Raw genomic sequence first — 13,126 nt, 5'->3', positions numbered from 1 at the left:
TTCCTTAGTGGTTGGTCGATGTGTACCCCCACAGTGGACTTTCACCACCTAGATAGTTGCCATGCCTGGCACACCAAATAAAAACGCACTGTTTTCAGTGCGTTTTAATCATTATTTCTGCTCATACCTGTATATATTAGTACTAGTCTGAGCAACTCAAGGACTGCCACGGCCGCTGCAGCGACGTATGTTAATGCAGCTGCATTAAGAACTTTTCTTGTTTTCTTTTCTTCTCCTCCTGAAACGAGGCCAAGCGATACCACCTGCTGCATCGCCCTATTTGACGCGTTAAACTCAACAGGCAGAGTGATAATCTGAAATAATACGGCTGCTGCCATAAAGATAATTCCTAATAAAATCATTCCTGATAAATGTGCAAAAATACCTATCAAGATCAGTATCCATGAAAAGTTAGACCCTAAGTTGGCAACTGGTACGAGAGCATGCCTAAAACGTAAAAAAGCATACCCCTTTGCGTCCTGTATGGCATGACCAACCTCGTGAGCTGCTATAGCAGCTGCTGCAAGTGAACGGCCATGGTAGATATCGGGTGACAGACGTACCATTTTAGCCCTCGGGTCATAGTGGTCGCTGAGGAACCCGCTTCCCTGTTGAACACTTACATTATAAATTCCATTAGCATTTAAAATCGTCTGTGCAACCTCGGCTCCTGTTCTATAGGAAGAAGATTGTACCTTTGAGTATTTGGCAAAAGCACCTTTCACTCTCAATTGGGCCCAAAGCGGGACCAAGATAATTATCGCAAAATAAATTAAGTACATATGGGACCCCCAATCAGCTCTGGTTGTATTACATTTTAATGACGGCCGCAAATAGAGTCAATTTTTATGCTCTCTTGAGTGGTTTTTCCGCTCTTCTTTATCCCCTTTATATTTTCTCCAGCCTACATATGATAATGTCATGGTGATAATACTTCCGGTTGAAATAATAACCCACCATAACGAAGGATCAGCCTGGTCTTCATCCATTTTGGAAAAAATATTTTCAAGATCCATTTGGGCTGTCTCTAATTCCTGCTTCCCTTTTGAATCAAATATATCCTTTGGAAGAGAATGATCAATTGCATCTATTCTAGCATCCAGCCTTTGAATATCTTCTGCAGGAATATCAATTTTCATACTAGGGTACACAACATCATAGAGGGACAAGAACCGATTAAACTGATCATGAAATGAGATGGCATCTTTTTGAAAGGCTGCAGATTTAGCCTGCTGGAAAGCACCCAACACCTGCTTTTCCATTTCAACCCAGAGAGGATGACGGCCGCTCGCAAGTGCATCAACTGCAAGGCGGAATTTCGTTACCTTATTCATACGGTCTTCATACTTCATACTGGGGCTTGCTGCGGCTTCAAGGGCTTCATCATGTGAGATGGTTATAATTCTTAATTCATCCAGTGTAAGAGGTCTGTCTTTTTGTGAGACTTGCGGAAATTCACTTGAAAAATAGTTTAGTATTGTTTTTGCATCATCATATCTTTGAGACTTCACCATTTGAAGGGCTTCGTCTGAAATTTCATCTAGTTTTTCTAAAGGTGACAGCTGTTCTGCAGCTGTTGCAATTGGCAATATAAAAAAAGCAAAAACGATGATCAGCATCCATTTTACCTTCATCCCTGTCCCCCCTTTCATACTACTAAAATGTATGCAGGGATGGACAAGTAAAGACCACTTTTTAAATCAATGGATGTCTAATTTAAAGTGTTTAGGGCGCAAACAGAAATAATAGGCCACGCCTAAAGAGGCAATGGACAGCCAAAAAGTAAAATAGCCAATTTGAGGGATATATTTATCAAGATCTTGATAGCGCGGGAGCATAAAGAAAACATAATCAATTATATCATTATGTAATGTCCAAATGGCCGCAGCAAAGAAATGCCACCATTTAATTTTGTAAAAAGGTGCGTACAGGACTCCCTGTATGGCCATTGCACCATGAGATATCATCAGCATCAAGCCTATTGGGTCTAGATATCCATTAACAAAATATACGAGCAGGTTCATGACAACCGCCCATATGCCATATTTAAAAAGAGTAACAATCGCCAAGCTCTCCAATAAAGGCCAATTTCTTCCCAATAAGAAGGCTAATAGGACAAAAACAAAAAACAAGCTTGCAGTTGGGCTGTCAGGAACAAACGGAAGAAAAATTGCCGGCGTATCTGCAAGCTGCCAGCCATACCAGTAATAGCCGTAGGCAGTCCCTGCTATGTTAACCACAAGCAAAAGCCATAAAAAACTTCTGTTTGCCAATAAAGGATAAATCCACTTCAATGTTAGTCCCCTTTTCTTTTGACTATTTTCTTAAAATTTTCTATTTCAAGTCTTTCCATTACCTTGTTTTCTAAGCAAATATGTAAAGTTTTAAAAAAAGCTGACGAGTCTCGTCAGCTTTTTAATGGTTTTATTTTGACTTAAGTCCAGAAATGAATTCGGTAAGTGTTTTAAGCTGAGCATCTGTTCCTTTAAAAACACCTGGAGGCATCTTGCCTTTACCATGTCTTGCTATTTGAGCAATTTCTTCAGGTTTTAGGCCTGTATCAAACAATTTAGGACCCATGCCGCCGCCTAGTTCATTACCATGACAGCCAAGACAGCCATTTGTAGAAGCAATTTTGTAGCCTTCTGCATTCTTATCAATTTTAGGTCCAAAGGTGATTTTACCTTGGCGCTCCGCTTGAGCCCAGTCATGAGTTGCAACTGACTGCCAAGTTAGGAAAACAACAGCTGCCAGTGCTAACAGCATCATACCGGTTGCAACAGGACGTCGGATAGGGCGTCTTTCTGTTGAACGGTCAATAAACGGCGCAAGCAGTAATCCGCCAAAAGCCAGGCCTGGAATAATAAATGCTCCGATAATTGTATAAGGACCTGATGCATAAGAATACTTTAACAATTGGTATAAAAATAAGAAATACCAGTCTGGTAATGGAATATAACCAGTATCCGTAGGATCCGCAATCCTTTCAAGCGGAGCCGGATGTGCGATAGTTAAACATAAATATCCAACTAGAAAAACTGCACCTACCATCCATTCTTTCAAAAGGAAGTTAGGCCAGAATGCTTCAGTTTTACCAGGGTATTCCGAATAATCTTTCGGAATGTTCGGTTTACGTTCTGATGGTGCCAATACACGAGAGTCACCTACGAACTTCATACCTTTACCGCGATGCATCGAGCAATCTCCCTCCTTTTATGTATAGATAAACTTCCGTCTATCTATATCGCCATATTTTATAGCGGTCCTGAAATACCCTGTTTGCGAATCATCAAGAAGTGTGCTCCCATCAGGCCAAGCAATACTCCTGGAAGGAAGAATACATGGATTGCAAAGAAACGGGTTAATGTTTGCGCACCGACAATATGTTCATGGCCGGCAAGCAGGACTTTCACATATGAACCGATAAACGGAGTAGCTTCAGCAATTTGAAGACCTACTTTTGTCGCAAATAACGCTTTCATATCCCAAGGCAATAAGTAACCAGTAAAACCAAGACCCATCATGACGAAGAAAATAAGTACTCCGACAACCCAGTTTAGCTCACGAGGTTTTTTATATGCTCCTTGGAAAAATACGCGTAATGTATGTAAAAACATCATTACCAAAACTAAACTCGCACCCCAGTGGTGCATGCCGCGAACGATTTGTCCAAATGCTACCTGGTTTTGCAGGTAATAGACAGACTGCCAGGCGTTTTTAATATCCGGTACATAATACATGGTGAGGAACATACCAGAAAGAATTTGAATTACAGTTACAAAGAACGTCAAACCGCCGAAGCAGTATACAAACGCAGAAAAATGGTGTGCCGGGTTTACATGTTCCGGTACCTCATGGTCTGCAATATCGCGCCACAAAGGCGTAATATCCAAACGTTCATCTACCCAGTCGTAAATTTTGTTTAACAACGATTACGCCTCCTTCCGTGGTTTAGCCTGCCCTAAATACAGGTAGCCGCCTTTTTCTTTGTACGGATATACATCTAGTGGTGCTAATGGTGGTGTACCAGGAATGTTGGTACCGTCCTTTTCATAACGGCCATAATGGCAAGGGCAGAAAAATTGGTTCGGGTGCTCCTTGCTCGTATTCCAGCCAACAGTACATCCAAGGTGTTTACAAACAGGCGATAGGGCCATAATTTTCCCATTGTCATCCTTGTAAACCCATGCAGTGCTTGTAACTTCTGACTCATACCATGCATCTTTTTGCTTGAAGGTAAAGTCGACGCGTACAGGTTTTGATGTCAATTCATCTACTTTTTGCTTTGTCGGTGTGAAACTTCCGGCTTCTTCAGCCCGTAAAACTGGATCAACGGCGAAACGAACCATAGGCATTAACATACCTGCAGCCATGAAACCGCCTACACCAGTCAGAGTATAACTCAAAAATTGGCGTCTAGAAACTCGATGCTTGCTCATGCTTTATCCCCCCTCTATTGACGAAGTGAAGTCCATCGGACATAAATTATACACATATAAAACTAGGACATACTCATGATATATCAATCTTTAAGCAAGGTCAATATAATAGTATAGCATTGTTCCCTTCAAAATTTAGTTTACTCATTTTCTCTCCATTTCTGGGTGAACAAATTCTGCAGCTGCTTTACCTGGCTTCCAATTAAAGAGACCTTTTGTGATTCATCCATGCTTTCAAGGGGAAGGAGAGGCATCCATAATACAGCCCCTGTAAGGGACGATTCATGCATCCTCCAATCGCTGTCAGAGGTTATATAAAATATATGTTTAAACTCGTTTTCTTTTAAACTTTTCTCCCATTCAAGCAGTTCCTCAAGCGGCTTGTCCATTCTTTCTTTTTTAAGATATGAATAAGCAGGAAAAAGAACCATTCTGCCTGTAAATTGCCTCTCTAATTGATTTGTCAGCAAGCTGATAAAATCGTGCATAGATGCAGACTGCTTCATCTCATCTCCGAATGAGACTGGATGCAGAGCGACCACTGCCGTATCAACAAACTCCTTTGCATTTATGTACATTTCAATATCAAGGGGAACCCATTTCATTTTCTTCACTCCAGCATTTAAACTTTCTTTTATCTTACCATGAAAGCAAAAAACCACAAAAAATTACTATATTAGTTAAGGTAACACCTCTCTTAATTTGGCTTTTCTTCCTTAACCTATTAATATTTCACAAAAAAGACAGGGAATCTGCTCCCTTTGCGAAAACGAACCGTCGTACCTCCTACTAGTGCATCTGCACGGAGTTTAGCTCCTCGAAAGTCAAAAGGACAAATCATTTTAGCAGTGTCTGTGATTCGCCCCGAGAGGCGGCATAGAGGATAATTATTTTTAGAAGGCTGAGCTTTATCTCTGATAGGCGCTTTCAGGGACATTCTTTTTAGAAGTGACAAAGATTTGACCACGAGCACAATTACAAGACATATCCTTTTATATGAGCAATAGGTTTGTCTGAGAAACCTAATCTTAGGATTTGGAGTTTGAGACTTATCAGCAACAACCGGTATATCGAAACTCTTTTACAATCAGCATCATATGTAATTACGATTGATGTTTCAATTAAAGACAGGATTTTTTTCCAAAACAAAAAGCCTGCCCTAAAGCAAGCTTCCATTACTGACGTGGTCTCTGATGCTATTTAATTGTTCCGTTAACAACCGAAACATCTCTTTATCCTGCTTGTCGAGAGCTTCATCAATTAGATGAAGAATTTTTTCCCGCTGAAACCTTTCGATGCTGCTGTTTAAAAATTGTTCGGCAAGCTCGCCGTCCTTCTCGTTTTCCTGCAAATGGGCAGGGATGAATGGGTTTTCCTCCAGAACCGCGGCGTACTGGTGAATCTTATTTGAGGCATGAAAATTAAGCTGAATGTAAATTTCTTCCTCCCTATTAAGGCGAATGTCATGGAAAGATTTTTCCGCGTCGGTGGTCATCACGTTTTCTTTATAAAAACGAAATGGAACTTTGTCAACGCAATGGGTGGACATGATCAGCCCTTTGGGACAGTACTGCGCGTGTTCTACAAAATGGACTCTTTCCATTAATTGATCGTGGCTCATTAAATAGTTTAATATCCACACACATTCTCTTCTCTTTAGCTGATAATGGTTTAAAAACCAACGAATAAAATCCTTTTTCTCGTTGACAGAAACAGGGGTTGCCATTAAGATTCCCTCCTCTGCGTTCTTTTTTCTTACATCCCGTTTACATTTCAGTCAGGCGTCCAAGTATTTCGAGGTACTCCCCGTTAGTTGGATCAATTTTTAGCAGCTGTTTAAAAATTTCGGCGGCTTTGGTGTTTTTTCCTTCCTCTAATAAAAAATATCCGTAATCCTGAAGAAAAGTTTCATTATTCTTTAGAAAAGTATATGCAGACTCATATTTGTTTAATGCATGTGAAAATTCTTCAATTTTGTGATAAGCTACTGCCGCATCCCATAACATCTGCGGCTCTTCCGCTTCCTCGACCTCTGTTTCCTTAATAAGGTCCAGTACATCCTCAAATCTTTCTTCATGAAGAAATAGTTTATTAAGTGTAAGAATAGCTTCTGTATAGCCGGGATCAAGAGCAATTGATTCTCTTAATAAATTTTCTGCTTCCTCTTCCCTGCCAAGCTTAAGCAATATCTTACCGCCATAAAAATATAATTCCTTACTAAACTCGTCCTGTTTAATGCCATCTTTGATCGCATCAAGGCTTTTTTCCAGTTCTTCTTCACTCTCATAAGCCTTAGCCAGGTGAAGGTACAGAGAATGGTATTCCGGATCTAGCTCCTTCAACTCAATGAATTTCTCGATTGCTATCCTATAATAGCCTGCCTGCAGAGCAGTGAAGGCAAAACCGAAAAGTGTGTTTATTTCAAGCTTATCTTCCAAGGCTTTTTCATAATATGGGAGAGCATCTTCAAACGCTCCAGATAAGCTTAGGATATCTGCTATTCTTTGGTTAACATCTACCCCTGCTACTTCATTTTGCTCCATCAGAACCTTTTTATAGGCCTTTATTGCCTTAGCTACTTCTCCCTGTTCCTTGAATAACTCTCCAAGAGCAAAATCGATTATAACTTCACCAGGCAGAATCTCCTTAGCGTTTAAAAGTTTCCGTTCACTAACCTCATAAAGTCCTTGCAGCTGGTAAAGGTCAGCCATTAGGAGAAGTGCCTGCGGGTAGGATGGGTCACTTTGGGAAATGCGCTCCAGTACAAGAAGTGCCTCTTCTTCATTGCCTGCTTCAATGAGAATATCAGCCAGCAAAACTAGAAGCTCGCCTTCCTCGGGAAAACCTTTCAAAAGATCTTCAATAAGCGCTTTTGCTTCATTGAGAAACCCGTATTGAAAAAATTCCTCTGCCAAATCATATTTTTCTTCAGCAGTGCCATTTTTTAATACCTTTTTATATTCTTTCATGGCAGTTTCATGATCGCCTTGTTCTAGAAGCTGGATGATTCTTTCTACTTTATCCATTTTAAAAATCCTCTCAATCAACTATATTAATAAGAAAAATAGGAAGGCGTAGTAACATTAATATGTTCGCCATAACCGGGTTTATATAAAACATCCTTGCCCGCCATGATAACCTTGCCTTTATGAACCGTTACAAGCAGCCTTTCTTTATGATAAAGAAATAAATCTTTTGTATCAACATTCAGGATTTTTTCATTCTTCTCATACAAATTATAGCTTAATTCGCCGCCGTGCAGGAGCCCTGTCCTTTCAGGCAATAAGCCAATTTTATTTAAAACAGAAAGGGATAGCGGAATGTTATCACAGATTTCTTGAGGGAGAGATGGAATTCTTTCTGCTTTCATTCTATCATGCCATTCTGAAAGGATGGAGGATCGTTTTTTAGGTGGAACCTTATTTAGTACGGGAATGAGCGGGCAATTATATGGAAACATAGCCTCTCTTATCCATCCCCATGGAACCTTGTCCAAATCCTCCTTTTCTCCTATTTCGATAAAAATGGCTGGGAGCTTATCTTTCTTACACTTTCTTATTATTGCAGCAGTTAGCTGTTTAATAGATATACGGATGCCAATCACATAATCGATCGGGGAGTTTATCAAAAGGTTTTTATGAAGTTTTAGTTGTACGTCTATCTCTTTTTCGGAGGTAACTTTAACATATGTTAGAAGAATCGTACAGCCTTTAGATAGGAAGTGATTAATGAAATAATCCTTTAATTCCAAATAAGATTCAGTTTCAGCAAAGCCTGTGTCAAGGACAGCAAATGTTGGAGTCATTACATAAGGACTCGCGTCCATTTTCATTAAGGCAGATTTTTGTGCAGATTGAAAAAGGGATACAATACGGCTTCCATTTACCATCATCGTATTTTCAACAATCCTATTTTCTTTACGAATAATTGCATTTTCAATAATATAAGGCACAACGAACCCTCCTTTTACCTTCTTAAGACAGGCTATTGTAGAATTTGTTCAATTATGCCATCAGAAATTTATTATTAGAAAAGCGCAAGCGCCCGTTCAGCGACGTATGGACATTTGAAGAAAGGCTAAGATTGCCACTTCCTGTGGCAACGCCTTTCTGACACGCGTCCTGCGCGCCTCCACTTCGACTGAGATAAAGGATACACGAAAGGTATAGCCTTTCGATGTTGACTTATCGTAGGGAGAAGCGGGATGGACACTAGCTGCACCAAGTATCACCTAAAGGTCATACTTGATGCAAGATACTCAAGGAAGATTTTCAGAGATGAAAACTCGCTGGGCGCTGGAACTAGACAATTTAAAAGGTAAAACTTTACTTTCTTAACAATTTAGAAAAACTCGGCCAATGCGGGCCTTTAGGTGAGAACAGAGCCATAGTTCCACTAGTTCAGAAGAATTTATGGTTATAAATTCTTCTTAGCTTAGAACTGACATTCGTCCAGCCCCTTTAGCGGATACCCTAGTTTGACTTCTCACTCTCAAAACGGTACATCCTCGAAAAAGCTAAGCTATGCTTTCCTTCGTGCAATGATATAGCTGCCGAAGTGATATAGCTGCCGAAGCCTTCCTTATCCTGTCCCGTCTCGGGTTCATAATTATATAAATAATCCTGATTAACAAAAAAATAAAACAGCGGGAAGCTGTTTTACTTTTTTAGCCGATCAATGTCTTCAAAAAATTTCGGGTAGGATACTGAGATTGCCTCCGGATTCTCCAATATTGTTTCACCTTCAGAAATTAAAGAAGCAACAGCAAGCATCATGCCAATCCGATGGTCCCCATGGCTGGATACACTTGCTCCATGTAAGGCTGTTGGCCCCTGTATGATCATTCCATCGTCTGTTGCTTCAATGTTCGCGCCCATCTTTTTTAATTCTCCAACCACAGTATCTATCCTGTTAGTTTCTTTTACTTTAAGTTCACCTGCATCTTTAATAACCGTTACACCATCTGCCTGGGTTGCAAGAAGGGCAATGATGGGGATTTCGTCAATTAGCCGGGGAATCATTTCCCCGCCTACAGTGGTTCCTTTCAGCCCAGAAGAACGTATTAACAGGGTTCCTACTGGTTCAGCCGCTTTAAGGTCCTTTGAAAGGATTTGCAAATCCGCACCCATCTCATTTAGTACATCAACTATCCCAGATCGCGTAGGGTTCAAGCCCACGTTTTCAAGAGTAATGGAACTTCCTTCCGATATTGCTCCTGCTACTAGAAAAAATGCTGCAGACGAAATATCACCTGGAACCCGGACTGAGGTACCTTTTAGGTTTTGGCCACCCTTAACTTTAATATTCTTTCCTTCTTTTTCAACTGTTCCGCCAAATTGGCGAATCATTCGTTCAGTATGATCTCTTGTTTCCTCAGGTTCTGTAATAACAGTTTCACCCTCGGCTTGGAGACCCGCAAATAATATTGCTGATTTCACCTGAGCACTGGCAACAGGAAGTTTATACTCAAAAGAATTTAAAGCTCCACCCCTAACGCTGATGGGAGCGAAACCTCCGTTCCGGAAGTCAATCTTTGCGCCCATCTGGCTTAAAGGAGTGGCTACTCTTGTCATAGGCCTTCGGGCAATGGATTCATCTCCTTCAAGTACAGAAAAAAAGTCCCTTCCCGCCAGTATTCCCATCATAAGTCTTATGGTCGTTCCTGAATTACCAACATTTAAAACTTCTTTTGGTTCATTAAGTCCTTGAAATCCGCTGCCATAAATCCTTAGTTCACCTGAAGCGTGCTCTTCTATTTTTACACCCAATTTACGAAAACACGAGATGGTGCTTAAGCAATCATCCCCGGGCAAAAAGTTGGTTACTGTTGTGACGCCTTGTGAGATACTCCCAAACATCACAGAACGATGAGAAATAGATTTATCGCCTGGAATAGCAACCGTTCCCTCAAGAATCCCAGAATGTGATTTTAAAAGCCTAGTCTTCATTGAAATCTCCTTTATTTTCAGATTACCTTATGAGCTATAGGTAGTGGCATAATTACTATAATGGGCTATGCAGCTGGCTGCTTTTTGCCTGTCCTCATCAGTCTGAAAGCTGATTACCAATACACCGTAGATTTCTTCCCGGGTTTCGATAATACGAATATTAGTTATACTGATATTCTCCTTTGCAAGAAACCCGGTTATTTCAGAAATGACCCCTGGATAGTCAGGCACATCCACATAAAGATCATAAAAGGCCGGAATTGCTCCTTTTTCTCGTGCAGGCAAACCATCGCGAAACCTCTTTGCACCATTAAAATAGTCAAATATGCCTTCCCCATTTTCTTCCGCAATCATTTGTTTTACAATTTCCATTTCTTTCTCCCAGTCATGTAAAAGATCCAGCAGATGGTCACGGTTGTGGAGTAAAATATCCCTCCACATTTCAGGACTGCTCGAAGCAATGCGGGTAATATCCCTGAAACCACCTGCCGCAAGGCGTGGAATAAGAGTTTGAGTTTCTGACAGTTTTTCTGCCTGATGTACCAGTGAAGCAGCAATCAGGTGGGGAAAATGGCTTACCATACCTGTTATATAGTCATGATGGACAGGGCTTATTTCTATAAACTTAGCATTTGTTCCTCTTAACCACTCTTTTAACTGCTCCACTTTTTCCAAGGAAATCTGCTCGTCCGGCGTAAGTAAATAAAACGCATTTTCAAACAGAATTTCTTTTGCTGCTGTTATCCCGCTTTTATGGGAACCCGCCATCGGGTGGCCTCCAATAAATGTTATACCCTGCTGCAATAAATCAGCTGCACTTATCGTTATCTTTCCCTTTGTACTTCCTGTATCCGTTACGATTGCACCTTGTTTTAACGGCAGGGAAGCGAGAGTTTTGATAATTTTTTCAGATTCCCTAACAGGAGTTGCTATAATAATTAAATCTGCCTGCTGAGCTTCTTCCTCATATTGAATGCAAAAATCATCAATTATCCCCAGAGTTTTGGCCAATTTGGCGTCTTCTGTTCTTACATCGAACCCAATGATCCGACAGCCTTCATGTGCTTTTTTAATACACATTGCAAGCGAACCGCCAATAAGGCCTAATCCGATGATCAATATCCTGCCTTCCATTTAATCCCCGCCCTATAACGAAAAATATCCTCTTCTATTGGATCTTAATAGATTATTTCAATACTCCAGACTGCAAATAATCGAGTATAAGGCTTTGAAGGCCTTCGTTTTGTTCCTGAGATCCAACAGTTACTCTTACACATGTAGGGAAACCAAGGGCTTTACCTGATCTTACTATATAACCTCTTGATAGAAGATATTGAAAAACTTCATCCCCGTCACGTTTGAAGTTGATTAAAATGAAGTTAGCCTGAGATGGGTAATATTCAAGACCATGCTTATCACAGAAACGGTAAAAAGAATTAAGCCCCTCTCTGTTCTGTTTCTTGCACTCTTCTAAAAACCCCTTGTCATCCACAGCTGTTTTGGCCGCAAGCTGAGCGAATGAACTGGTATTAAAAGGTTCCCTTGCCGGCTCAAGCCTGCTGATAATCGTTGGATGGGCTACACCATAACCAATTCTCAAGCTCGCCAGCCCGTATATTTTTGAAAAGGTTCTTAATAAAATCAGATTTTCGTATCGATTTGCTAAGTCAACTGTATTATGATAATCTTCAGCCTCCACATACTCTGCATACGCCTCATCTATTACAATAAGAGTATCGTGTGGTACTTTTTCCAGGAAAGCTTCCAATTCATTATTTTTTATGTAAGTTCCCGTAGGGTTATTTGGAGTGCAAAGCCATACAACATTGGTTCTTTCATCTATAGCATCCAGCATGCCTTTCAAGTCATGCTCTCCATTTACTAAAGGGATTTCCCTTATCTCTGCCATTTCCAAAACGGCATTGTGCCTATATTGAGGGAATGTAGGGGCTGCCATTACAGTATTAGCACCGGGATGCAGAAGCGCTCTTGAAATAATTTGAATTAGTTCATCCGAACCATTTCCAAAAATGAGCTGGTCTGGCTGTACATTCATTGAAGAGGAAAGTGTCTCCCTTAAAACAGTTGCATAGCCGTCAGGATAAATTTCAGGCTTTGGGGGATTTTCTCTCAGTGCAGATAGGACTTTTTTTGAACAGCCAAAAGGATTTTCATTTGAGGCCAGTTTAACGATTTTTTCAAGGCCAAATTCCCTTTTTGTTTCTTCAATTGACTTTCCTGGCTGGTAAGGAGTTAAATCAAGCAGTTGTTCTTTCCATCTCATTTTCTTCACCTCATCAAATTTACTTTCCTCCATTAACGAACTAAAGGAATGTTTTTTTTAGTCTACCATAATATGTTTTTTTATTCTTCTTCATTTAAATCCGGACGCAGTACTTTGGCACCTTCAAGATAAATATGTTTAAGCTGCTCCTGTCCTTTTTCAGTATTGATATGCATCATCACACGAACACACATTTTTAGTGATTCAGGAACAACCATCTCCTGCATGCACATAACTGGAACGTATTTCCACCCGTTTAATTCCCTTAAAGCCCTCGCAGGGAATCCTGCGGTCAGATCATGTGTTGCAGAAATAAAAACGGATGCAACCAGGTCTGGAGAAATCTGATTATTATCAATCATTTTTCTTAAAAGCCTTTCGGTGGCAGCATGAATTTCTGCTTCCTCATTTTTCGCGACAGTAATAGCACCTCTCAACCCTCTGATCATAAACTA

At 40.4% G+C, this 13,126-nt stretch carries 14 protein-coding genes; all 14 read right to left on the bottom strand.

Annotation, left to right across the window (positions count from 1 at the left end; all coding sequences use genetic code 11):
• Positions 1 to 104 precede the first annotated feature (104 nt).
• The 14 genes from AC3WR0_RS16415 to aroH all read right to left on the bottom strand — a co-directional run bounded on the left by AC3WR0_RS16415 (position 105) and on the right by aroH (position 13,120).
• Positions 105 to 782: a zinc metallopeptidase gene (locus AC3WR0_RS16415; protein ID WP_492553312.1), complete on the bottom strand. Its 678-nt coding sequence runs from the start codon at positions 780 to 782 to the stop codon at positions 105 to 107.
• 57 nt (positions 783 to 839) lie between these two features.
• Positions 840 to 1,634 carry a sporulation protein YpjB gene (gene ypjB / locus AC3WR0_RS16410; protein WP_492553311.1) on the bottom strand — a complete coding sequence of 265 codons (795 nt, stop codon included), beginning with the start codon at positions 1,632 to 1,634 and terminating at the stop codon, positions 840 to 842.
• A gap of 66 nt (positions 1,635 to 1,700) precedes the next feature.
• A complete protein-coding gene (lhaT, locus tag AC3WR0_RS16405) occupies positions 1,701 to 2,294 on the bottom strand; it encodes a lipoprotein heptaprenylglyceryl N-acetyltransferase LhaT (RefSeq protein ID WP_027323836.1) in 594 nt (197 codons plus the stop codon).
• Between the two features lie 130 nt (positions 2,295 to 2,424).
• Positions 2,425 to 3,195 (bottom strand): c-type cytochrome, encoded by a 771-nt coding sequence (locus AC3WR0_RS16400; RefSeq protein WP_492553310.1) that lies wholly within the window; start codon positions 3,193 to 3,195, stop codon positions 2,425 to 2,427.
• 59 nt (positions 3,196 to 3,254) lie between these two features.
• Positions 3,255 to 3,929, bottom strand: a complete 675-nt coding sequence (gene qcrB / locus AC3WR0_RS16395) for a menaquinol-cytochrome c reductase cytochrome b subunit (RefSeq protein WP_027323834.1) — start codon at positions 3,927 to 3,929, stop codon at positions 3,255 to 3,257.
• 3 nt (positions 3,930 to 3,932) lie between these two features.
• Complete coding sequence (locus tag AC3WR0_RS16390; RefSeq protein ID WP_492553309.1) at positions 3,933 to 4,439, bottom strand: Rieske (2Fe-2S) protein; 507 nt, start codon at positions 4,437 to 4,439, stop codon at positions 3,933 to 3,935.
• A 140-nt stretch (positions 4,440 to 4,579) separates the two neighbouring features.
• Positions 4,580 to 5,044, bottom strand: a complete 465-nt coding sequence (locus tag AC3WR0_RS16385; RefSeq protein ID WP_492553308.1) for a YpiF family protein — start codon at positions 5,042 to 5,044, stop codon at positions 4,580 to 4,582.
• Positions 5,045 to 5,598: 554 nt separating this feature from the next.
• On the bottom strand, positions 5,599 to 6,165 hold the full coding sequence (locus AC3WR0_RS16380) for a ReoY family proteolytic degradation factor (RefSeq protein ID WP_492553307.1): 567 nt from the start codon (positions 6,163 to 6,165) through the stop codon (positions 5,599 to 5,601).
• Positions 6,166 to 6,205: 40 nt separating this feature from the next.
• Positions 6,206 to 7,465, bottom strand: coding sequence for a tetratricopeptide repeat protein (locus AC3WR0_RS16375; protein ID WP_492553306.1), 1,260 nt, complete (start codon positions 7,463 to 7,465; stop codon positions 6,206 to 6,208).
• Positions 7,466 to 7,491: 26 nt separating this feature from the next.
• Complete coding sequence (locus tag AC3WR0_RS16370; protein ID WP_492553305.1) at positions 7,492 to 8,391, bottom strand: hypothetical protein; 900 nt, start codon at positions 8,389 to 8,391, stop codon at positions 7,492 to 7,494.
• Positions 8,392 to 9,097: 706 nt separating this feature from the next.
• Positions 9,098 to 10,387 carry a 3-phosphoshikimate 1-carboxyvinyltransferase gene (gene aroA / locus AC3WR0_RS16365; RefSeq protein WP_492553304.1) on the bottom strand — a complete coding sequence of 430 codons (1,290 nt, stop codon included), beginning with the start codon at positions 10,385 to 10,387 and terminating at the stop codon, positions 9,098 to 9,100.
• A gap of 27 nt (positions 10,388 to 10,414) precedes the next feature.
• Positions 10,415 to 11,521, bottom strand: coding sequence for a prephenate dehydrogenase (locus AC3WR0_RS16360; protein WP_492553303.1), 1,107 nt, complete (start codon positions 11,519 to 11,521; stop codon positions 10,415 to 10,417).
• 52 nt (positions 11,522 to 11,573) lie between these two features.
• Entirely contained in the window at positions 11,574 to 12,671 is a 1,098-nt protein-coding gene (gene hisC, locus AC3WR0_RS16355; protein ID WP_492553302.1) for a histidinol-phosphate transaminase, read from the bottom strand.
• An 80-nt stretch (positions 12,672 to 12,751) separates the two neighbouring features.
• On the bottom strand, positions 12,752 to 13,120 hold the full coding sequence (gene aroH / locus AC3WR0_RS16350) for a chorismate mutase (protein ID WP_492553301.1): 369 nt from the start codon (positions 13,118 to 13,120) through the stop codon (positions 12,752 to 12,754).
• Positions 13,121 to 13,126 lie beyond the last annotated feature (6 nt).

The sequence above is a fragment of the Neobacillus sp. FW104-15D2 genome (assembly GCF_058790155.1).
This window is presented reverse-complemented; position numbering and strand designations above follow the sequence as displayed.